Source organism: Pacificispira sp. HM-600 (assembly GCF_977993705.1).
In genome coordinates, this window is the sequence record NZ_OZ388079.1 from 2,114,531 (window position 1) to 2,135,990 (window position 21,460).

At 65.8% G+C, this 21,460-nt stretch carries 23 protein-coding genes, 1 tRNA gene and 2 pseudogenes; 19 read left to right on the forward strand and 7 right to left on the reverse strand.

Features of this window, described 5'->3' with window-relative positions:
* Window positions 1-14: 14 nt before the first annotated feature.
* On the reverse strand, window positions 15-245 hold the full coding sequence (locus tag ACXZ1E_RS10015) for a helix-turn-helix domain-containing protein (protein WP_458040376.1): 231 nt from the start codon (window positions 243-245) through the stop codon (window positions 15-17).
* Between the two features lie 352 nt (window positions 246-597).
* Here ACXZ1E_RS10015 and ACXZ1E_RS10020 point away from each other — a divergent pair, with 352 nt between their 5' ends.
* The 5 genes and pseudogenes from ACXZ1E_RS10020 (at window position 598) to ACXZ1E_RS10040 (ending at window position 5,980) form a co-directional block, all read left to right on the forward strand.
* Entirely contained in the window at window positions 598-3,120 is a 2,523-nt protein-coding gene (locus ACXZ1E_RS10020) for an ATP-dependent Clp protease ATP-binding subunit (protein WP_458040377.1), read from the forward strand.
* A 266-nt stretch (window positions 3,121-3,386) separates the two neighbouring features.
* Window positions 3,387-3,887, forward strand: coding sequence for an amino-acid N-acetyltransferase (locus ACXZ1E_RS10025; RefSeq protein WP_458040378.1), 501 nt, complete (start codon window positions 3,387-3,389; stop codon window positions 3,885-3,887).
* A gap of 71 nt (window positions 3,888-3,958) precedes the next feature.
* Window positions 3,959-4,744: pseudogene (locus ACXZ1E_RS10030) on the forward strand (IS982 family transposase); the annotation flags it as partial.
* Window positions 4,745-4,807: 63 nt separating this feature from the next.
* The gene (locus ACXZ1E_RS10035) at window positions 4,808-5,509 is read left to right on the forward strand and encodes a hypothetical protein (protein ID WP_458040379.1); all 702 of its coding nucleotides are present in this window, start codon (window positions 4,808-4,810) and stop codon (window positions 5,507-5,509) included.
* Window positions 5,510-5,530: 21 nt separating this feature from the next.
* Window positions 5,531-5,980 (forward strand): hypothetical protein, encoded by a 450-nt coding sequence (locus ACXZ1E_RS10040; protein ID WP_458351940.1) that lies wholly within the window; start codon window positions 5,531-5,533, stop codon window positions 5,978-5,980.
* A gap of 15 nt (window positions 5,981-5,995) precedes the next feature.
* Here ACXZ1E_RS10040 and radA read toward each other — a convergent pair whose 3' ends face one another.
* Together radA and glpK are read right to left on the reverse strand one after the other, a co-directional pair.
* On the reverse strand, window positions 5,996-7,396 hold the full coding sequence (gene radA / locus ACXZ1E_RS10045; protein ID WP_458040380.1) for a DNA repair protein RadA: 1,401 nt from the start codon (window positions 7,394-7,396) through the stop codon (window positions 5,996-5,998).
* Window positions 7,397-7,431: 35 nt separating this feature from the next.
* Complete coding sequence (glpK, locus tag ACXZ1E_RS10050) at window positions 7,432-8,934, reverse strand: glycerol kinase GlpK (protein WP_458040381.1); 1,503 nt, start codon at window positions 8,932-8,934, stop codon at window positions 7,432-7,434.
* On the opposite strand from glpK, the gene ACXZ1E_RS10055 reads away from it, so the two are divergent.
* A complete protein-coding gene (locus ACXZ1E_RS10055; protein ID WP_458040382.1) occupies window positions 8,872-9,909 on the forward strand; it encodes an MFS transporter in 1,038 nt (345 codons plus the stop codon). The two genes, glpK and ACXZ1E_RS10055, sit on opposite strands and share 63 nt — an antisense overlap.
* Before the next feature lie 94 nt (window positions 9,910-10,003).
* Here ACXZ1E_RS10055 and ACXZ1E_RS10060 read toward each other — a convergent pair whose 3' ends face one another.
* Both ACXZ1E_RS10060 and ACXZ1E_RS10065 read right to left on the reverse strand, forming a co-directional pair.
* Window positions 10,004-10,957, reverse strand: a complete 954-nt coding sequence (locus tag ACXZ1E_RS10060; protein WP_458040383.1) for an L-lactate dehydrogenase — start codon at window positions 10,955-10,957, stop codon at window positions 10,004-10,006.
* Window positions 10,958-11,008: 51 nt separating this feature from the next.
* Entirely contained in the window at window positions 11,009-12,406 is a 1,398-nt protein-coding gene (locus ACXZ1E_RS10065; RefSeq protein ID WP_458040384.1) for an MFS transporter, read from the reverse strand.
* Window positions 12,407-12,606: 200 nt separating this feature from the next.
* On the opposite strand from ACXZ1E_RS10065, the gene ACXZ1E_RS10070 reads away from it, so the two are divergent.
* The 3 genes and pseudogenes from ACXZ1E_RS10070 (at window position 12,607) to ACXZ1E_RS10080 (ending at window position 13,849) form a co-directional block, all read left to right on the forward strand.
* Entirely contained in the window at window positions 12,607-13,161 is a 555-nt protein-coding gene (locus ACXZ1E_RS10070; RefSeq protein ID WP_458040385.1) for a DUF2231 domain-containing protein, read from the forward strand.
* A 30-nt stretch (window positions 13,162-13,191) separates the two neighbouring features.
* Window positions 13,192-13,596, forward strand: a pseudogene (locus ACXZ1E_RS10075) (DUF2231 domain-containing protein); the annotation flags it as partial.
* Window positions 13,597-13,758: 162 nt separating this feature from the next.
* A tRNA-Ser gene (locus ACXZ1E_RS10080) sits at window positions 13,759-13,849 on the forward strand.
* Between the two features lie 59 nt (window positions 13,850-13,908).
* Here ACXZ1E_RS10080 and ACXZ1E_RS10085 read toward each other — a convergent pair.
* Together ACXZ1E_RS10085 and ACXZ1E_RS10090 are read right to left on the reverse strand one after the other, a co-directional pair.
* Window positions 13,909-15,021 (reverse strand): tyrosine-type recombinase/integrase, encoded by a 1,113-nt coding sequence (locus ACXZ1E_RS10085; RefSeq protein ID WP_458040386.1) that lies wholly within the window; start codon window positions 15,019-15,021, stop codon window positions 13,909-13,911.
* Window positions 15,014-15,592: a hypothetical protein gene (locus ACXZ1E_RS10090; protein ID WP_458040387.1), complete on the reverse strand. Its 579-nt coding sequence runs from the start codon at window positions 15,590-15,592 to the stop codon at window positions 15,014-15,016. Before ACXZ1E_RS10090 ends, ACXZ1E_RS10085 begins: the two co-directional genes overlap by 8 nt.
* Before the next feature lie 125 nt (window positions 15,593-15,717).
* Between ACXZ1E_RS10090 and ACXZ1E_RS10095 the strand changes: the two genes are divergently transcribed.
* From ACXZ1E_RS10095 to ACXZ1E_RS10140, 10 genes are all read left to right on the forward strand, one after another.
* The gene (locus ACXZ1E_RS10095) at window positions 15,718-15,948 is read left to right on the forward strand and encodes a helix-turn-helix transcriptional regulator (protein ID WP_458040388.1); all 231 of its coding nucleotides are present in this window, start codon (window positions 15,718-15,720) and stop codon (window positions 15,946-15,948) included.
* Window positions 15,949-15,988: 40 nt separating this feature from the next.
* Window positions 15,989-16,453 carry a helix-turn-helix domain-containing protein gene (locus ACXZ1E_RS10100; protein WP_458040389.1) on the forward strand — a complete coding sequence of 155 codons (465 nt, stop codon included), beginning with the start codon at window positions 15,989-15,991 and terminating at the stop codon, window positions 16,451-16,453.
* A gap of 280 nt (window positions 16,454-16,733) precedes the next feature.
* Window positions 16,734-17,393: an AAA family ATPase gene (locus ACXZ1E_RS10105; protein WP_458040390.1), complete on the forward strand. Its 660-nt coding sequence runs from the start codon at window positions 16,734-16,736 to the stop codon at window positions 17,391-17,393.
* 167 nt (window positions 17,394-17,560) lie between these two features.
* Entirely contained in the window at window positions 17,561-17,872 is a 312-nt protein-coding gene (locus ACXZ1E_RS10110) for a hypothetical protein (protein ID WP_458040391.1), read from the forward strand.
* Window positions 17,872-18,183: a glutaredoxin family protein gene (locus ACXZ1E_RS10115; protein WP_458040392.1), complete on the forward strand. Its 312-nt coding sequence runs from the start codon at window positions 17,872-17,874 to the stop codon at window positions 18,181-18,183. Before ACXZ1E_RS10110 ends, ACXZ1E_RS10115 begins: the two co-directional genes overlap by 1 nt.
* A gap of 141 nt (window positions 18,184-18,324) precedes the next feature.
* Window positions 18,325-19,113: a hypothetical protein gene (locus tag ACXZ1E_RS10120; protein ID WP_458040393.1), complete on the forward strand. Its 789-nt coding sequence runs from the start codon at window positions 18,325-18,327 to the stop codon at window positions 19,111-19,113.
* Window positions 19,114-19,234: 121 nt separating this feature from the next.
* Window positions 19,235-19,489 carry a hypothetical protein gene (locus ACXZ1E_RS10125; RefSeq protein ID WP_458040394.1) on the forward strand — a complete coding sequence of 85 codons (255 nt, stop codon included), beginning with the start codon at window positions 19,235-19,237 and terminating at the stop codon, window positions 19,487-19,489.
* 238 nt (window positions 19,490-19,727) lie between these two features.
* Entirely contained in the window at window positions 19,728-19,943 is a 216-nt protein-coding gene (locus tag ACXZ1E_RS10130; RefSeq protein ID WP_458040395.1) for a hypothetical protein, read from the forward strand.
* A 77-nt stretch (window positions 19,944-20,020) separates the two neighbouring features.
* Window positions 20,021-20,896 (forward strand): zeta toxin family protein, encoded by an 876-nt coding sequence (locus tag ACXZ1E_RS10135; RefSeq protein ID WP_458042913.1) that lies wholly within the window; start codon window positions 20,021-20,023, stop codon window positions 20,894-20,896.
* A complete protein-coding gene (locus ACXZ1E_RS10140) occupies window positions 20,893-21,453 on the forward strand; it encodes a recombinase family protein (protein WP_458040396.1) in 561 nt (186 codons plus the stop codon). The genes ACXZ1E_RS10135 and ACXZ1E_RS10140 overlap by 4 nt, the downstream gene beginning before the upstream one ends.
* Window positions 21,454-21,460 lie beyond the last annotated feature (7 nt).

Sequence of the window (21,460 nt, forward strand, 5' to 3'; positions counted from 1 at the left end):
GCGGGCTGAGCGGGTCAGTCGGTGGTGACCAGCAGATCGCCGACCTCGCAGTCGAGCGCCCGGCAGATTGCCGAGAGCGTCGAATAGCGGATGGCTCGCGCCCGGTCGTTCTTCAGCACTGACAGGTTGACGATCGAGACACCGACGATCTCCGAGAGGCGGGTGAGAGTCATACTGCGCTCGGCGAGGAGCTCGTCGAGTCGGCAGTGGATGCCGCTCGGCCCCTCGTCTTCGGCGGGGGTCACACCAGGCCCTCGGTGTCGCACTGCATCGCGGTCCCGCGCCGGAAGGCCGCTGCGATGACAAGGAGGATTCCGCCGACGCCGTCGAGCAGCCAGTTCGTGCGTGTCAACACAACAGACAGCCGGTCGAACCTGTCGGGCCAGAGCGCTTCGGGGCTGTCGGGGTCGTCACGAGTGAACCTCTTATCGATAATCGTTGTTATCGAGAAACGATAAGCACGCGGGGGCCGCGCGTCAACCCCGCAAAGCCGTCACGCCCACGGCGAACACAGGCGTGAGGCATCCGTCCGCTGGTTACCCTCGATGTAACACGCGAGCCGTAGGGACGCGTGCGGCCGATGCCGAGGAGTCTGCAATGTTCGAGAGATTTACCGACCGTGCCCGTCGAGTGGTTGTGCTCGCCCAAGAAGAGGCGAAGATGCTCAACCACAACTACATCGGCACCGAGCACATCTTGCTCGGGCTGATCCACGAGGGTGAAGGGGTCGCCGCGAAGGCGCTCGAATCCCTCGGCATCTCGCTTGACGCCGTTCGTGAGCAGGTGCAGGACATCATCGGCCAGGGCCAGCAGCAGCCAACGGGTCACATCCCGTTCACGCCGCGCGCCAAGAAGGTGCTTGAGCTTTCGCTTCGCGAGGCGCTGCAGCTCGGCCACAACTACATCGGTACCGAGCACATCCTGCTCGGGCTCATCCGCGAGGGCGAGGGCGTAGCCGCCCAGGTGCTGGTCAAGCTCGGCGCCGACCTCAACAAGGTGCGCCAGCAGGTCATCCAGCTGCTCTCGGGCTACCAGGGCAAGGAGCCCGCCGCTGTTAGCGGTGCCGCGAACGAGACGCAGGGGGCGCAGGGCGGATCCGCCGTGCTCGATCAGTTCGGCCGCAACCTCACGCAGGCCGCGCGCGACAACAAGCTCGACCCGGTGATCGGGCGCGAAAAGGAGATCGAGCGGGTCATGCAGATCCTCTCGCGTCGCTCGAAGAACAACCCCGTGCTGATCGGTGAGCCTGGCGTCGGCAAGACCGCCGTCGTCGAGGGCCTCGCCCAGGCGATCGTCAAGGGCGATGTGCCCGAGACGCTCAAGGACAAGCAGGTCTACTCGCTCGACCTCGGTTCGCTCATCGCTGGCTCCCGCTACCGCGGTGACTTCGAAGAGCGCCTCAAGAAGGTCACGAAAGAGATCCGTACGCGCGGCGACATTATCGTCTTCATCGACGAGATCCACACCCTCGTGGGTGCCGGTGCCGCCGAGGGTGCGATCGACGCGGCGTCCATCCTCAAGCCGCTCCTCGCCCGCGGAGAGCTGCAGACGATCGGTGCGACCACGCTCGATGAGTACCGCAAGCACTTCGAGAAGGATGCCGCGCTCGAGCGTCGCTTCCAGCCGATCCAGGTTGCGGAGCCGTCGCTGCCCCACGCGATCAACATCCTCAAGGGTCTGCGCGACCGCTACGAGGCCCATCACAAGGTGCAGATCACGGATGGCGCGATCGTCGCCGCCGCGAACCTCGCCGACCGTTACGTGGCCGACCGCTTCCTGCCCGACAAGGCGATCGACCTGATCGATGAGGCCGGCGCCCGCCTCCGCCTGTCGATCCTGTCGTCGCCCCCCGAGCTGCGTGAGTTCGACGAGAAGATCGCCGCCGTTCGCCAGCAAAAGGAGCAGGCGTCGGAAGAGCAGGACTTCGAGAAGGCCGCCGGCCTCCGCGACGAGGAGAAGTCGCTCCTCGCCGAGCGGCTGCGGCTCGAGAAGCAGTGGCGTTCGGGGGATGTTGCATCCCACGCCGTTGTCGACGAGGGTCTGATCGCCGAGGTTCTGGCGCAGGCGACCGGCATCCCGGTCTTCAAGCTGACCGAGGAAGAGACCAGCCGCCTGGTCTTCATGGAGAAGGCGCTGCACCAGCGCGTCATCGGCCAGGAAGAGGCCATCGCCGCCCTGTCGAAGACGATCCGTCGTCAGCGCGCCGGGCTCAAGGACCCGAAGCGTCCCTCGGGCTCGTTCATCTTCGCCGGCCCCACGGGAGTAGGTAAGACCGAGCTCGCCAAGGCGCTCGCCGAGTTCCTGTTCGACGACGAGGGCGCGTTGATCTCGCTCGACATGTCGGAGTTCGGTGAGAAGCACACCGTCTCGCGCCTGTTCGGTGCCCCTCCGGGCTTCGTCGGGTTCGAAGAGGGCGGGCAGCTCACCGAGAAGGTGCGCCGCAAGCCGTTCTCGGTCGTGCTGTTCGATGAGATCGAGAAGGCCCACCCCGACATCTTCAACTCGCTGCTGCAGATCCTCGAAGAGGGTCGCCTGACCGATGGTCAGGGCCGCGTCGTCGACTTCAAGAACACGGTCATCATCATGACCACCAACCTGGGATCGTCGGCCATCGCCGGTGGACCGGTCGGGTTCCAGGTCGAGGGTGACGCGCAGACGAGCTACGACCGGATGAAGGGCAAGGTCGACGAAGAGCTCAAGCGCCACTTCAAGCCCGAGTTCCTCAACCGTCTCGACGACGTCATCGTGTTCCCGCAGCTGTCGAAGCCCGAGCTGGTGCAGATCGTCGATCTGTTCACCAAGCGCCTAGCCGACCGCCTGCTCGACCGCGACATGACGATCAAGCTCTCGCAGTCGGCCAAGGAACGCCTGATTGAGATCGGCTTCGACCCGACTCTCGGTGCCCGCCCGCTTCGCCGCGCGATGCAGCACGAGGTGGAAGACCGCCTCAGTGAGCGGATCCTGCACGGCGAGCTGAATCCCGGCGACCACATCAAGGTCGACGTCGAGAACGGCGAGTTCGTGTTCGAGACCAAGCCGCGCGGCGAGAAGGTGGCCGTCGGAGTGACATCGGCTGGCGAGATCTCGTCCACGCCCGACCTCGCGATCACGAGCGACTGACACTGCCGGGTTCGACCCGGACACACGAAGAGCGGATGCGTGAGGCATCCGCTCTTCGTCGTTTCGGCGGTTCGTTTCGTCTCGCTGCGCTCGCTCAACGACCGGGGCGCGGGTCGTTGAGGGGCAGCCGCGTTCATAATTCAGTCTGCGCGGGCAGCGGAGGTGGCGCGGCCCACGTAATTGCGGGCGCGGGCTGCTGTCGCCAAACTGCAGAGACTGAATTGTGAACCCCGGACGGTGGGTAACCGGGGGCCTACGCTGGAGGGATGGGCGACTTCACGGTGCGTGCGGCGCGGACGACGGATGTCGTCGGCATCCGCGACATGCTCGAGCCCTTCGTGCAGCGCCGGATTCTGCTCGGCAAGGACCTGGTCGTGCTGTACGAATCCGTCCAGCAGTTCGTCGTGGCCGAGGTCGACGGTCAACTCGTCGGCTGCGGTGCCCTGCACGTCATGTGGGAGGACCTCGGTGAGGTCCGCACCCTCATCGTGACGGATGACTGGCTGCACCGCGGAGTCGGCAAGGGGATAGTAGACGCGCTCGAGCAGAACGCCCGCCAGCTCAAACTGACGCGGCTGTTCTGCCTCACGTTCGAGGTCGACTTCTTCTCACGCCGCGGTTTCACGACCATCGGCGAGCAGGTCGTGCCGCCTGACGTCTACTCGCAGCTCTTGCGAAGCCCCGACGAGGGTGTCGCCGAGTTCCTCGACCTCGCGCACGTCAAGCCCAACACCCTCGGCAATACCCGGATGCTGAAGACGCTCTAGATGAGTGAGTCCGTTTGGCTGGGTCGGCGTGGATGCTGTTAATCGCAGGCGGAGGGTGTTAACCCCGGTGTGTGAAAACTGAACTCAACACCCTCCTGATCACACTCTACGTCCACCTCGATGACCGGATCCTGCCCGCGATCGGCTTCACCCGCGATCACCACCCGGGCCGCAAACCCGCCCTCAACGACGCGGAATTGCTCTGCCTGCTGGTCGCGCAACACCTGCTCGGGATCGCGTCGGATCGGAAATGGATCCGATACGCGCACGCTCACCTGAAGGGCATGTTCCCGAACCTGCCCGGCCAGTCCGGGTGGGGCAAACGCGTCCGCCAATCCACCGGGCTTCTCTCTGCGGTGATCACCGAGCTGGCCCGTGACACCCCGTCCTGGGGTGAGATCACCCGGCTGGTGGACTCGACCCCGTTACCGTGCGGGAAATCGCGGGAGACCGTGAAACGCTCAGACCTTGCCGGGCACGCCGACTACGGATACTGCGCATCCCACTCCCGATACTTCTGGGGCTTCCGGCTCTATCTGATCTGCACTCCCGACGGAATGCCCGTGGTCTGGGGACTCGCGAGCCCGAAGATCGGTGAACGCGAAGCCACCCAAGCGATGCTCGACCACGACCGACACCTCATCCAGCCTGGACAGGTGATCGTTGGCGACAAAGGCTTCGCTGGGAAGCAGTTCGAGGACTTCGTCACCAACGAACTCGGCGCGCACCTTGTCCGCCCCGACCGCAAAGACGAGACCCCCAGGTTCGGGAAACTCGGAGGCATCCGACAATGGGTCGAGTCCGTGTTCGACACCCTCAAAGGCCAACTCACCCTCGAAGACCACGGCGGCAGAACCCGGGTGTCACCACGGAGGGCGTGCCGTGCCGAGGACTGAGAGACCCACGCTTAGCCTGATTGCATGAGCAGCGAAGGCACGCGACGGCGGCGTCCGTCGCCCGCGGTGTACCGGCGGCGGCGGGCCGTCGTCTTGATCGGGTTGCTTGTGGTCGTCGCCCTCGTCGTGTGGTTGCTCGTCGCACAGCCGTGGCGCGGATCCGCCGAATCGACGACGCCGGCTGCAAGCCAGAGTTCCGCGTCGCCCTCGCCGAGCGACACGACACCGACGCTGCCCGATCCGGCTGCGACAGGCGGTTCCAATCCGGCGGATGCCCTCCCGGAAGAAGCGGCGACGGATGCTGCGGCCGAACTCACCCCCGAGGCCTGCGCTGCCGACAGCGTGCTCGTCGAAGCGTTGACCGACAAAGAGTCCTACGCAGCGGGTGAGGTCCCACAGCTCAGCATCCGTCTCACGAACACCAGCGCCACCCCGTGCACGATCAATGTCGGCACGACGCAGCAGAGTTTCACGATCACGAGCGGGAACGATGTCTGGTGGCGTTCGACAGATTGCCAGGCCGCACCGAGCGACATGGTCGTCACGCTCGCGGCTGGGCAGGTCGTCGAGAGTTCGGCGCCGATCGCGTGGGACCGCACCCGCTCGTCCGTCGACACCTGCGAGGGCGACCGTCAGCGTGCACCGGGTGGGGGAGCGTCGTATCACCTGGATGTCTCGATCGGCGGCATCCCGTCGCAGACGTCGCGACAGATCCTGCTCTACTGACGCCCCGGTTACCCTGGAAGGGTGGCGCGACAGAGCGGTAGACCCGGCAAGAGCGGCAAACCCGGCAAACCCGAGGGGCGCGTGAAGAAGGCGGGCGCCGCGGTGTTCCGATCCGAAGCGCTGGCCCAGGCGCTCGCAAAGCAGGACGTGGCCGCGGTCGCCCTCGCACTGCGAAACGGCAACACGGTCGTGCCCTTGATGGCGCCGACGGACCGCGACAACCCGCTCGATGTCGGCGAGGTGTGGACCTACCGCGACCCCAACACGGGCGAGATCGCGCTTCTGCTGTTCAGCGACGCGGCCCACAAGCCCGAGAACCTTCCGCCGGCGATCGGCCTGCAGTCGCCCGGCTGGCTGCTCGCGTTTCTGCGCACGCATCGCGATGCGATCACAACGGTGTTCCTCGACATCGCGGGTCCGCATCCGATGCAGGCGTCGCCCGCAGACCTGATCGACGCTCTCGCCGACTGACGCCGCCTGGCGCGGCTAGAACTCCGGAACGTCGCTCGGTCCCCGGCTCTGACGATCGAGCTGAGCGCGCCCGCCACGAGCTCCGCGGTCAGCGTGACCGCGGACAGTGTCCAGCGCCGCCGGCAGGTGCTTCGACCCGGCATCGACGAAGTGCACAAAACCGAGACGGGATGCCTCGCTGCGACGCTGTGACAGCTGTGCGACCGCTCGGATCTCACCCGAGAGGCTCAGCTCGCCAACCGCCGCGACCTGGTGCGGGATGGCGAACTCGCCGAGAGCGCTGGCGATGGCCAAGGCGATGGCCAAATCGGCGGCGGGTTCAGTGAGGCGGACTCCGCCTACTGTCGAGACGTAGACGTCGAGGGTGCTCAGCTTCAACCCGGCACGGCGTTCGAGGACCGCGAGGATCATGGCGACGCGGGACGAATCGACGCCGTTCACGACGCGACGGGGGTTCGGGGTCGAGCTCGGATTGACCAGGGACTGAATCTCGACGGGCAGGGCACGACGGCCTTCGAGCGCGACCGTGACGCATGAGCCACTGACCGGGGTGCCGTGCCCCAGGAACAGCCCGCTCGGGTCGGGAACTTCGGCGATGCCGTCGCCGGTCATCTCGAAGCATCCGACCTCGTCCGTCGGCCCGAAGCGGTTCTTCAGAACGCGTACGAAGCGCAACGCGGTCTGCCGGTCGCCTTCGAAGTGACAGACGACGTCGACGAGGTGCTCGAGCAGTCGAGGGCCCGCGATGGAACCGTCTTTCGTGACGTGACCTACGATCAACACCGGCAGATCGCGTTCTTTCGCGATGCGGACAAGAGTCGCGGCGACCTCACGCACCTGGCTCGGATGCCCCGCCAGTCCCTCGCTGAGCGAGGACGAGACGGTCTGTACCGAATCGACGATCAGAAGCGTGGGGACGACCTGGTCGATCTGGCCGACGAGTGTCGCCAGGTCGGTCTCGCTCGCGATGAACAGCTCGTCGTGGAGTGCACCGGTGCGCTCGGCACGGAGCCGGACCTGCGCGGTGGACTCTTCTGCGCTCACGTACAACACGCGCCGACCGGACCGGGCCGCACGGGCCGCGACCTCGAGCAGCAGCGTCGACTTACCGACGCCGGGCTCACCGGAGATCAGGATCGTCGCGCCCGCGACGAGTCCGCCGCCGAGCACGCGGTCGAATTCGCCGACACCCGTGGGGCGGCGAGGAGCCTCGATCGTCGCAACGTCGGTGATCGGGCGCGCGATGCGATCAGCGGTGGGTGCGTGAGGGGTGAATCCGCGGAGGATGCCCGTCTGCTCCGCGACCTCGGTGACCGTGCCCCACTGCTGACACTCTCCGCAGCGGCCCACCCACTTGACGCTCGTCCACCCGCATTCCGCGCAGCGGTAGGCCGTGCTGGGCTTTCGAGTTGCCATGGGCCCAGGTTAGGCGCCACCACCGACAGAGGGCGTCACCCGAGCGGCCAGTCCAGCGTCCGCCCCAGGGCGTCCTGCCACCGCGCGAGCATGTGTGTGCGCTCGGCCTCGGTCGATGCCGGCTCCCACCGGCGGTCCTCGCTCCAGAGACCCGTCAGCTCGGTCAGCCCCGACCAGTAGCCGACCGCGAGCCCGGCGGCGAAGGCCGCGCCGAGTGCGGTCGTCTCCACGTTCGCCGGTCGGATGACGGGAATCCCCAAGGCATCCGCCTGCATCTGCATGAGCGTGCCGTTGGCGACCATCCCGCCATCCACGCGAAGCTCGGTGATAGCAGAGCCCAGGTCTGCGCACGCTGCGTCCACGACTTCGCGGCTCTGCAACGCGACCGACTCGAGCGCCGCACGAGCGATGTGCCGCCGGTCGGCGAATCGCGTGAGACCGAGGATCGCACCGCGTGCGTCGGGCCGCCAGTGCGGGGCGAACAGGCCCGAGAACGCGGGGACGATGATGACACCGCCCGCATCCTCCACTTCGTTCGCGAGCGTTTCAACCTCGGCGGCCGTGCCGATGATGCCGAGGTTGTCGCGCAGCCATTGCACGAGCGATCCGGTGACCGCGATCGATCCCTCGAGGGCGTACGCGGTGGTGCCGTCGCCGAGACGGTAGGCCACAGTCGTGAGCAAACCGTGCTCGGAGATGATCGGGCGATCGCCCGTGTTCACGACCAGGAAGTTGCCGGTGCCGTACGTGTTCTTGCTGTCGCCCTGCGCGAAGGCCGCCTGGCCGAATGTCGCCGCCTGCTGATCGCCCATCATGCCCGCGATCGGCACCTCACGCAGCAGGCTCGACGGCTCAGCATGCCCGTAGACCTCCGAAGAGGAACGGATGTCGGGCAGCAGCGACTCCGGGATGCCGAAGGCCTCGAGCAGCGATGCATCCCACTCGAGCGTCTCGAGATTCATCAGCAGGGTGCGGCTGGCGTTCGTGACATCCGTCGCGTGCACGCCCCCTTCGGGGCCGCCGGTCAGGTTCCACAGCAGCCAGGTATCGGGCGTGCCGAAGGCGAGGTGTCCCTCGTCTGCCAGGCGTTTCGCGTCGGGCAGGTTCTCGAGCACCCACGCGATCTTCGTCGCAGAGAAATATGACGCCAGCGGAAGCCCGGTGAGCCCACGGAACCGGTCGACTCCGCCGTCCGCGGCGAGGCGATCGACGATGCCCTGGCTGCGGGTGTCCTGCCAGACGATCGCGTTGTGGACCGGCTGACCCGTGCGTCGGTCCCACAGGATGACCGTCTCGCGCTGGTTGGTGATGCCGATGGCGGCGATGTCGTGCCGCGTGATGTCGGCGCGCGCGAGGGCGACCCCGATCACCTCCTGCGTGTTTCGCCAGATCTCGGTCGCATCGTGCTCGACCCAGCCGGCGCGGGGGAAAATCTGGCGGTGCTCGAGTTGGCCGGATGAGACGGAGCGGCCGCGGTGGTCGAAGACGATCGCTCGCGTGCTCGTTGTGCCCTGATCGAGGGCGAGGATGTAGGTCATCGACGTGCGCTCCTTTGTCTGGATGACTTCCCTGTCTTCACGGTCGTCGAGCCTCGGGGCCTGGACCCAGAGTACGGAATCCCACTCGGCGGGACTCGTTCGTTCCGGGTCATCGGCCTATTCCTCACGATCGGCAACGTCGTCGTGCCGATAGTCATCGCGCGGGAGTTTCCCCGCGAGCGTGCGCACTTCATGACGGGGCTATACACCTCGGCGATCAACGTCGGAACGATGACCGTCACCCTGGCGACCGCGCCGCTCGCGTCCGAGATCGGATGGCGCGGCGCAATCGTGGTCTGGGTGGGCTTCGGTGTTGTCGCGCTCGCCGTGTGGCTCGGCCTGCGCGGCGTCCGTGGTGCGCTGCTGCCCCGCGGGGGAACCGTGCCGCGGCCGACCGACGAGGTCGATCCGCGTGTCGCCCGCTCGGCTTCGACGTGGTTGCTCGGTGCGGCCTTCGCCGGGCAGGCGTTCAGCTTCTACGGCGTCACGGCCTGGTTGCCGTCGCTGCTCGAAGACGCGGGGTACGACGCCGCATCCGCGGGCGGAATCTCGGCGGTGTTCCAGGTCTCGGGCATCGCGGGCGCCCTGCTCGTGCCGATCATCACGACACGTGTCTCGATCTTCGCCGGCGTGTTGTTCGTGGCGGTCGGCTGGCTCGCGATCCCCATCGGGTTCGCCCTGAATCCTGGCCTGTGGCCGCTCTGGTGCATCATCGGAGGTGTCGCGCAGGGCGGTGGACTGACCGTCGTGTTCATCATGATCGGCGCACTGGGCGGCCGCGAGCACACGGTCGACGGGCGTTCCGGGATCGTCCAGGGGGTCAGCTACGGGCTCGCGGCCGCGGGCCCGATCATCTTGGGCGCGATCCACGAGGCTGCCGACTCGTGGCTGCCGGTGCTCGCCGTCGTGGCGGGCGCTGTGGTGCTGTTCGGTGTCGCTGGAGGCGTCGCGGCCGCGCCCTTGCGCCGGCGCTGACGCTCCGGCGCGCCCGAAACGGAGGACTTCGGCGCGAGATGAGGACGTTTCGGCCCCGGACATCCTCTCGCGGCGCTGAAATACTCCGTGCGGGTCAGGCTCGCAGCGACTCAGCGACCGTGCGCAGGGCATCAGCCGAGTCCCGCAGCAGGTCGAGCTCGTGCGGCGAGAAGACCGTCTCGCGGATCGGCACCGCGCCGCGTGCGCTGACGATCGAGGGTACCGACAGGGCGACCCCGTCGATGCCGTGGAAGTCGCGCAGCACGGTGCTGACCGGCATCACCGCGTGCTCGTCGTTCAGGATCGCCTCGACGATGCGTGCGCTCGAGAGCCCGATCGCGTAGTTGGTCGCACCCTTTCCGAGGATGACCTTGTACGCGGCATCCCGTACATCGATCGCGATCGCGTCGAGCTCGTCCGGAGACATCCGCGGGTGTCCGGGCGACACCCAGTCGAGGATCGGAACCGAGCCGATCGTGGCCTTCGACCACAGGGGGAACTCGGTGTCGCCGTGCTCGCCGACGATGTAAGCGTGCACGCTCGACGTCGACACCCCGGCCCGCTCGGCAAGCTTCCAACGCAGGCGCGACGTGTCCAGCACGGTTCCCGAGGCGAAGATCCGCTCGGGCGGGAGCGCCGTGGCCTCCTGGGTCAGAACCGTCAGGACATCGCACGGGTTGGTGACGACGACGTAGACCGCATCGGGCGCCACCGACAGCAGCTCGGGCATCATCGTGCGCAGGATCCCCGCGTTGACCTCGGCGAGCTCGATGCGCGATTGACCCGGCTTCTGCTTCGCACCGGCCGTGATCACCACGACGTGCGATCCCTCGACGACCGAGAGGTCACTGCCGCCGATGACGTCGCTCGCGCCCGTGAACTGGGTGCCGTGCGCGAGATCGAGCACTTCGGCCTCGACCTTCGCCGTGGCGATGTCATACAGAGCGACGTGGCGGGCCGATCCGCGGATGAGTGCGGCGTAGGCGGTGCTCGCGCCCACGCTTCCCGCGCCGACGACGGTGAGTTTGGAGTTCTCGATAGCGCTCATGCGGTCAGTCTCGCAGGGGGCTGACCACAACGGCAGGGGTCAGCGCCGGAACTAACGGGTGGATTCGGATGACTCGTCTGCGACGGTTGCGGCGCGGGACGGATTGCGAATGCCGAGGAACGACACCGCGCCGCCGATCGCCATGAGCGCGGCCGTGACGATCGCCGCTCGGTGGAAACCGTCGAGGTCGAGCGATCCGCCGACGATCGTCGCCAGCAGCGCGATCACGATCAACCCGGCGACGCGCGAAACGGCGTTGTTCACGGCCGAGGCGATACCCGACCGTTCCGTGTCGATCGCTCCGAGAATGGCCGACGTCAGCGGAGCAACCGTCAGCGAGATACCGAGACCGAAGACCAGGATGCCTGGCAGTACCTGCGTCCAGTACGAGAAGTCTTCGCGAACGGTGAGAAGGAGGAGCGCGCCCGCCGCCATCACGAGGGGTCCGGCGGTCATGAACAACCGCGGACCCAGGCGGCCCGACAGAGCTCCCACCCGAGAGCTCAGCAGGATGAGCAGGATAGTCCCGGGCAGGCTCGCGAGCCCCGCGAGCGTCGCGCTCAGGCCGGCACCCTGCTGCAGGTAGACGCCGACGACGAAGCCGTTGAGGCTGAGCGCGCCGTAGACGAAAGTGGTTGCGACGTTGCCGGTCCAGAAGTTGCGGACGCGGAACAGATCGAGCGGCAGAATCGGCGACCGCACGGTGCGCTGGCGCAGCAGGAAAGCGATGAACAGGGCGAGACCGCCGATGCCCGGGATCAGGATGCCGGGGGACCCCCACCCCAGGTTCGGCTGCTCGATGAGGGCGAAGACGAACCCGCCGAGCCCGAGGGTGCAGAGCGCCGCGCCGAGCCAATCGATCGAGGCATCCGGTCGCCGAACGTCGCGATGCGTGAGGCGCGTCAGCAGCCAGAGCGTGATTACGATAGGCAGGACGTTGATCAGGAACACGAGTCGCCACGACAACAGGTCGACGAACACGCCGCCGATGACGGGACCCGTGAGCATGGCGCACGTCGTCAGGGCGGTCCAGATGCCGATGGCGCGGCCCTGGGCGGCGTCGCGGAAGGTCGAGGTGATGAGGGCGAGCGAGCTCGGCACGAGGAAGGCCCCTGCGGCGCCTTGGACCGCACGGGCGACGATCAGGACGATCGGGTCGGGCGCGACGGCAATCGCGACCGAGGCGATCCCGAAGCCGATCAGGCCGATCCGCAGCACGAGGATGCGTCCGAATGCGTCGCTCACCGAACCCGCCAGCAGAATGAGCGCGCCGAGGGTGATGAGGTAGGCATCCACGACCCATTGCTGGGTGGTGAGCCCGCCGCCGAGTTCGCGGTCGATTGCGGGGAGTGCCACCGTGACGACCGTGCCGTCGAGGAAGGCGACGAAGGACGCGAGGACGGCGACTGTCAGAACGAGGCGCTGTTGGCGGGTCATCGGGGCAGCCATGGGGACAACCTAACCCCGACTGGGCGGCAGCAGGCGAGTTCGCGGACAGATGTGGTGCGCGGCCGATCGCCCACGATGCGGCAGAACGGCGACCGTGTCAACCCCCGATGGGAACCCACGGGGTCGACCGTAATCTCGTCACCTCACCTGGCTTCGCTCCGCGTTGCTCGTTCGCTGCATGACTCGTCTCGGAGGCCCCGATGCACAGTCCACCGCGCCCCGTTGCCAAGTACCCGCTCACCCGGATCGCCGGCCCGTACGGTCACCCGTTTCATCCGATTGCCGTGATCATCCCGATCGGGGCGTGGGTGTCGAGCGTTGTGTTCGACCTCATCGCGATCACGCAGTCCTCACCCGCACCGTTCGTGATGGGGGCACGGATCCTGATCCTCATCGGGCTGATCGTCGCGGTCGTCGCCGCCGTCCTGGGGTTTCTGGATTGGCTGACCATCCCGCGCGGCACGCCCGCCCGAGCCACGGGCACGACGCACATGATCCTCAACCTGATCGCGATGGGCATTTTCCTCGCGAGCCTGCTTCTGCGCGGCGACATTTTCAGCGGCAGCGGCAGCGGCAGCGGCAGCGGCAGCGGCAGCTCAAGTGAAGGCGTCTCCACGTTGGCGGTCATCCTGAGCATCGGCGGCCTCGCGATCCTCAGCATCTCGGGTTGGCTCGGTGGCAAGCTCGCGCACACCTTCGGTGTTCGCGTCGCGGACGAGCAAACCCAGCGCGAGGGTCTCGAACCGTTGCCGTGAACCGAATCTTCACCCGCTCAGGAGGTACGCATGCCCGATGAAGACATCTCGCCCGCGAAGCGTCCGGCTACTGTTCTGGCTGGGCCCTACGGGCATCCGTTTCATCCGATCGCCGTGACGATCCCGATCGGCGCGTGGATCGCCAGCCTCGTCTTCGACATCATCGGACTCGTCTCGACCGATCCCGAGCCCTTCGCGATCGGGTCGCGTGTGCTGATCGTGATCGGCGTGCTGGGGAGCATCGCCGCTATCTTCTTCGGCGTGCTGGACTACCTACGAATCCCCGACCGCACGCAGGCCGCGAGTACGGCGACGTTCCATATGGGCCTGAACATCACCGTCTGCGGCGCATACGCCGTGCAGCTGTTCTTCCGCAGCACCACGGACGAGATCCCGGTCGGGACGTTTGTCGTCAGCATCCTGAGTCTGTTGGTGTTGAGCATTTCGGGATGGCTGGGCGGCAAGCTCTCCTACCGCTACGGAGTGCGGGTGGCGAGTGAGGTCAAGCAGGCCGAGGGCTTTCGCGGGGGAGTGAGGCGGGGTGCTGTGATTTCGTGCGATTGGCGGGTGGACCCGCGGGGACGTAAGCTATTCGGCGGTGACGTGTCCGAGCGGCCGAAGGTGCAACTCTCGAAAAGTTGTGTAGGGTGACCCCCTACCGTGGGTTCAAATCCCACCGTCACCGCCACTTCAAAAGCCCCCGAGAACCCCGTAATTACGCGGATTCTCGGGGGCTTTCTTGATCGATTAGCCGTCCTGTGGCAACGGATTGGCAACAGTTGAATCGAAACGAGCTTGATCGAGCGCCTGCGAAACGCGGTCAAGGTCGTCGTCGAACAGGTCCGCGTAGGTGTCCAGAGTCATGGCAGCGGAGGCGTGGCCCAGCATGCGTTGCACGGCCTTCACGTTCGCGCCAGCGCTTATCGCGAGGCTTGCCGCAGTGTGTCTGAGGTCGTGAGGCGAGATGACCGGGAACGTCGGATCGGCAGTTCGGGCTCGCTTGACAGCCGCAGCAAACCACCCGTCTTGAGATTGAGGAAGTCTCATGTGCCGGTAGCCGTCGCCGAAGACGATGTCATCAGCACGTTTGCCGCTGCACAACTGTCGGAGGTCCTCGGCAAGAAAGTTGGGGAACGGTACCGATCGGGACCTACCCGTCTTGGGAGACCCGACGTGTATCTCGGCGTTGACGAGGACGGCGTTCTCTTCGACGAACAGTCGACGCCGTTCGAAAGACACGTGCTTCACGCGTAGACCGGTCGCCTCGCCCCACCGGAGGCCCGTGTATGCGAGCAGGTTGATCAGCGTGGGGTAGCGCGCCGTGCTCGCGAGCTGCGTCACTTGACGATGTGTCAGGTAGGCGCGCGCTTTTCGCAGTTTTTTCGGGAGCTTTAGCTCTCGGGCCGGATGGATCGTGATCCGCCGATCGCGGACCGCGACGTCGAGGATGCTCGCCAGAACCCCATGCACCCTCAGCACGGTGGTGGCGCTGTGCGTGCGAGCGAGCGTTGACAGCCAGGTCTGCACCTCAGAGTGGCGAATGCCACCGACCGCGCGGTTTCCCCATTTCGGTTGCACGTGGATCCTCCACGCCGAATCGATCGACCGAAACGTGGACGGCTTCAGGTCTGAACGTCGGTTGGCGAGCCAATCTGTCCCGAGCGTGTCGACGGTGACCTTTGCGTCAGTGGGATTGACGTAGTCGCCGAGGGCTTTCGCTGTCTCGACGCTTCCGACGTACAGCTGAGCGTCTCGCTTCGTCGCGAAACCGCGTTTCTGGCCCTGCGAGCCGTCGGGACGTCGGTACAGGGCCCGATATCGCTTGCCGCTCTTGGTGTTGTAAGCGTGGACGCTACCCATCCGCCTGTCGGCCGGCGATGTAGCTCATGCCTTCGAGGCGTCCTGCGGTGCGGGCCTTGGAGATCCAGTCCGCGGCGGTGCGGTAAGGGACGTTGAGTTCTGCCTGAACGGCTTTGGTCGGTGCTTGCCCTGATAGAGCAGCGGCGCTGTAGATCAACTCAACGAGATCCATGCGCGCGTCCTTGTTGGCGCGTTGGCGGGCTTGTTCCGCCATCCACTCGGGGATGAGGCGACCTTCGGTGGTCGTGAGTTCGCTCAGGGGCGTTGGGTCGTTGCCGTCATCAAACGAGATTGCAATGCATGAAGGCGTCGCCGCTTGCACGATCTCTTGGACACGCACGCGGCGCAGCGCTGATCCGTTGATCTCGCCGTCCGGCTCGGCGATGACGACATTGACGGAGGTAACGCGATAGCGGCCGAGATCTCGGTCGAAGCGCGCCTGCACTGTCGTGTCGTATGGCAGGTCCGCCTCTTCGACGGTCGCCCGGAATGCCGGGACGATGCGTAACGCGGACCCGATGAGCAGGGTGGCGTCACGCCACGTGACGGGGTCGCCTTCGAGTGTTCGCACGTCGACTATCACCTCCTCAGTTTGCCTCTCCGCGTCACGAATGTGCATGTATAACCTTGACGCAGTCTGCCACATCTGATTCACTCTCGTCAAACCTTGTCGGGTATACGCAAAGGAGTTGGATCATGACGAGCACGACGAACACCACACGAACGGGACTCGCCCACACGTTCCTGAGCCCGGACGAGGTGGTGGCGATGCTGCCTGGCGTGACGAGAGGCAAGCTCGCGATGTGGCGATACGAGAAGAAGGGTCCGCAGTATCGGAAGCTCGGCCGGACCATCGTGTACGCGCTGGATGAGCTGGAGGAATGGGTCGAAGCGTCGGTTCGCAACGGCGCGTCCGAGGGCGTGTGAGTCGTGACGTGCATATGGATGCCGACGGCAGAAGTTGCCCATGAGCCTGAGCGCACGCAACTGGGCCTGGGAGACGGACAATCGTCCCAGGATCGCAACGGATGCACCGGCAGGGCCGGAGGATGTCCCGTGGGTTCCGCTATCACCCGCCGAGAAACTCGTGTTGCTGTGCCTCGCAGAGCTGGAGAGCGCCGCAGAGGGGTACGCATATCCGTCGTACGCGACGATCGCTCGCCGCACCTGCCTGAACGTGCGAACGGTGCAACGCGTCGTGAAGGTGCTTGGCGAGTCGGGACTGGTGCACATCGCACGCGACCGGCGGGTCGACGGTCGGTGGCTGTCGAGCATCTACCGGTTCCCCGCGGTTCCCGAGGAGTACCGCGAGAAGGATCAGGCGTGGATGCATCGCCGGAGATTCGCAGCAGCGAACGGCACTATCCACAATGTCGGCGCACCGTCCGATGGCCGGCCATCGCCGGGCCGCGTCCGGACAGGACACCGATAGGGCCGGCAGCGGGCGTCGGTCTCTTGTCCGGTCGGTATCGGCCTCACGCCGAGAGGGGTATCGGCGTCACGTCCCACGCCTATCGGTCTGGTGTCTCACTAGTAGTGAGAGATCAGGGAGGTGAACAGAGAAGGGAACACCGAACGGCAAATCCGCGGATCCTGGCTACCCGACTACGGGGAGGGACCGCTGGCGTCGAAACTCCGACACTCTCGAACCTCGGGACTTCCGTTCTCCGACACATCCCACGTTCCGAAGTTCGGCACTGCGTAGGCGCATCGTGAAGATCATCGCTGTAGCCAACCAAAAGGGTGGGGTCGGCAAGACGACGGTTGCGATGCAACTCGCGGCTCACCTCTCCAGGACGTATCGGATGCTGGTCGTTGATGTCGATCCGCAGGGTTCGACCACGTGGTGGGCGCAGAACATGGCCGAACACATTCCCTTCGACTTTGCTGACGACCACGACCCCGCGGTGCTCACTCGACTCCGGGATCTGGGTGATCTGTACGACCTCGTCGTCGTTGACACGCCCGGCAGCCTCGAGGACACACGCACGCTCGAAGCTGTCCTCGATGCGGCGGACTACGTCATCGTTCCGGTCGTCCCTGAGCCGATGGCGATCGACCCGACTGTCCGAACGGTTACTCGCCTGATCGAACCTCGCGGACTGCCCTACCGGGTGCTGCTGAACCGCGTTGACGGGCGTATCTCGGGCCAGTACCAGCAATGGCAAACGGTCCTGCAGAAGTCGTTCGGGTTGCCAACCTTCCAGGCCTACCTGCGCCAGTACCTGATTCACGCGCACGCGCCAATGCTCGGTCGGCTGGTAACCAACCTCACCGACACTCGCCGGACCGAGGGATCGATCGCTGACATCACGCGCGTCGGGTTCGAGCTCACGTCTTACCTGCCATCCGGACTGCACTCGAGGTGGTGATGATGGGCAAGATCGATCTCGCAGGACAACTTGGCGACGCCCGAGGGCGCGTCGCGTCACCTACCCCGCCGCCCGGGCGCGCAATGGCCAATGAGACGGCGGCGAAAACGTCTCCGCCCGCGCGGGGTGCGGCGAAATACGCCCGCCTCACCCGCAAAGAAACTCGGGTGCGAGAGGACCAGTACGTCGCGCTCACCCAACTCGCCCGCGCACTGATGCGACGCCGCACCGACCGTCAGGAGCGGATCACCGAGAACACGCTCGTCCGCGTTGCGATCGACCTGCTGCTGGCGAACGCGGATCAGCTTGTCGGTGACAGCGAGGACGAACTCCTGCGGTCCGTGACTTCGGAACGTACGCACTCTGGGACTTCGAAAGTTCCGAACTCTGCCGCTGCAGGAGCCCCGGACTCTGCAACTTCAGGAGTGCCGAGGATCGGGACGTCGGCTGTCGATGTAACGGCGCGGGGGCTGACCTGATGCTCTCCGTGACCGTCTACTCGACCGGATCGTCCTGCCAGCGGTGTCGGCTGACGATCCACAAGTTGGAGGCGACCGGCATCCGATTCACCGTCATTGACGTGACGGATGCGAACAACCTGGCCGCTCGCCAGTTCATCACCGAAGACCTTGGGTACAGCGAGGCCCCTGTGGTCATCGTCGACGATGAGCCACAGCACCATTGGTCGGGGTTCCGGCCCGATCTCATCGACCGGCTCGCCAGCGCAGGCACGACCCATTCGCCAGCAGCCCGTCCAGCTCCCACGTTCATGGCCAGGATCGGGCGGTGATGCCCAGTGGAGGAATCGGAGGAGGCGCGCGAGCGGACCCGTGAGTACAAACGGCAGTGGCGGCAGAACAATCAGGATCACATTCGCGAATACCGGAGGAACTATGACGCCGTGAACCGCGAGCGGATAAATCGGAGGGAGGTGGACCGCAACCGCCGCGCGGCGGAGCAGAAGCGGCGTGAGGAAGAGCGCCGCGAGAAGAACGCGAAGAAGGCCCGCGACTATTACCACGCCAACATCGAGCAACGCCGTGCGTACCAGCGTGACTACCTTGCTCGACGCAAGGCCGCAGATCCCGACGCGTATCGCGAGGAGCGCGCACGTGCGAACGCGGAGTGGCGTGAGCGGCATAGAGAAGAACAGTCGGCGAAACGCCGTGACAAGTATCGGGACGACCCGGAGCAGAAGAAGGCAAACGCGCGCCGCCACTACGAACGCAACGCCGAGCAGATCAAGGCGAGAAGGCGCGAGTACTACGCGGCAAACAAGGACCGCCAACTCGCGGCGGCTCGCGCCTGGAAGGCACGAGAACGCCGCCGCATCGAGGCCGGGCTTCCACCGCATAGGCGACACCGCACAACATCCATCGAACGCGACACCAACCTCGAGAGCGCCACGCTGTTCTTCGCGCGGTATCGGGAGGCGGATGCGGTCGCTGCCCTCCGCGACGAAGGTCGCACGCCGCAACGTCTCCTCGACGAATGGCAACGCGATTGTTACCGCGCCCGCACCGCCCACTACGCCTACCGCAACCCCGAACTCCGACACGATGTTGCGGGCCGGCTTTCCGCCGAAGAGCAACGCATGGAGGACGTCGCGCGCGAGATCAATGCACGGCTCCGGATCGGCGAACGCCGCGCCATCGAGCGAGCAGATGCCGCCCGACCACACGCCGGCCCGAACTCTCAGAGGGAAGGAATGGGGCGATGATTCCTCCCCATGCGCGTCGTTGGTGTGATCCTCACGTGAACTCACGAGTTAGCCCTGTGCATCGCGGGGAACGAGAATATTGGCGCAGCCGCTTCTGCAAGCACGAAACGAAGGGAACAGCATGATCGATAGAACCGACGTCGAAGCGACCATCACGCGCGTTGCAGTTGCGGCCTTCACCTACTACCCCGAGCGCGCGACCGAGGAGCCGGGCTACACCCTCGGCGAGGATGTCGCATGGTGCATCAAGCCACTCGTCGGCTTGCAAGGGCCAGAGCGCGGGGCGTGGCGGTTGCGCATCGCTGGACTCATCACCGATCCCACCGCCGACCGGCGCGCATTCATCAGAGACATCACCTCTCTCACACGTCAGTAATCCCTTCGACCTGTGATCCGCGATCGTACGCGACGGCGCGCGGCCGTCAAGGGCGCTTCGCGTCGCGTCGCGACACGGCTGGCGCCGTGCCCCTGACAACCGCACACCGCCGCGAGGAAGCTAGATATCACGGCGAAGGACAGGAACGCCGAAATACCGCCTTCAGCCTTTTCGGTTTAGCCAGCTAAACTCGCGCCAGGAGGCGGAGAACATGGCGGCTGGCCAATCTGCATGGCGCGTGAACGACGCCATTGCGTACGACGAGATGCGTGAGCGTGCCAGCGCGCTCGCGTCTCAGCTTCTTCAGCGGGCCCAACAGAGCGGTGCGTCGGTGGACTCCGTTATCAGCCTTCGGGCGCAGGCCAACGCCGTCGATGGGTTCGATCGTGCGGCTGTGGACCGGCTCACGGCTGAACTCGAATCACGCGGTTCAAACGTCGCGAGCAACACGTGAGCGACGTCGCAGCCGGGCGCAACAGAGATCCCCTCAACGAATACGAACGCACTATCGAGCCGCTACTTTTCCCACCCGTGGATGGGGATGCTTCACCTCACCTCACTCTCATCGCTGGGGGGCCGGGGAGCGGCCGGGGACGAGCAATCGCGCGTGCGCTCGAGGTCTCGCCGACCGCCACGGTGCTCTCATCGACTGAACTTCGCGCCCTTCACGCTGCGGTCGTAGCGACGGGCGCTACATCGACTGCGAGCGTGAACGCGGATGTTGCTGAGTGGCTGCGTGCGGCGATCTCCCATGCCCGTGAGGTGCGACGCTCTCTCATTGTCGAAGGCGACTTCCGCACGCCCGTCGCGGCGCTGGGTGTCGCAAAGCAGTTCCTCGATGCGGGCTACCAAGTGCAAGCGGTCGTTGTTTTACCCCGGCGTGCAGAATCATTGCTTGCTGTCGCGTCGGCACACTTTCGGCAGATCCAACGGACAGGTGATGCCGTCGAGGCATCCGTCGCTGACCACGATGCACGTTGGACCAATGTCCGCGACGTGCTGGCCGCTGTTTCCGCCGAACCGAGCGTAGAGGTGACGATGCTCGACGGGTCCGGAAACGTACTGCCCGTCGATTCGATCGACTCGTTCAATCGCGGCCGCGCCGGCGGACCCACGAAGCGAGCCGCAGTCGAGTGGCTGGGAGAGCTGCGCCGCATCACAGACTTTGCCCGCTCGCTACCGCCGCGAGCCACAGACCTTGACTTCCTCATCGAGTTGCATCAGGCGGCTCTCCGCCAGGTCGTCCCGGCAATGAACCTGCCCGCGAGCTCGACCACAGGCCCACAACTTGAGTCTCGGCTTGCGGCCGCGGCACAGTCGCTACGGCGTCAGCGCGCGGCATTGCCCACGAGCGAACCCGTGACCGTGCCAGAACCCGGGCTAGAGCTCCCTGCGATCGGCCGATGACAGCGCATATCGTCGGCTACACGCGTGCGCTGCACGACGCTGCTTCTGTCGGTGAGGACTCGGCCGTGCTGAAAGCGCACGGCGCCCAGAAAGTCTTCGCCGATCTGGGGAAGGGGCATCCGCGCGACCGGCCCGAACTCAAGGAGTGTCTGGCGAGACTCCGCGCGGGAGACACCCTTTTGGTGACGAGCGCAGCACGCATCTCCCACACCCTGAACCACTTGGTCGCGACTCTTCGGTCGCTGGATGATGGATCGATTGTCTTCCGCTCCATCGCCGAGCCCGTTCTGGACGTCACCCCTACTGCCGTTTCCGGTGCAAGCAGCTACCTGATCACACTCGACGATGTGCGCCGTGCCATGCTCGGGGACCGCGTCCGGGCCGGTCTCCGCGTAGCCTCAGCGGAGGGTCGCCGTCCAGGTCGGCCTTCGGTTATGACCTCCGAGAAGATCAGCATCGCTACCGAGCTGCGATCTCACGGTCGTTCGATTCCCCACATCGCAAACGTCGTCGGGGTGAGTCCGAGCACCGTTCGCCGCGCGCTCAACGCGATCTAACGGGGAC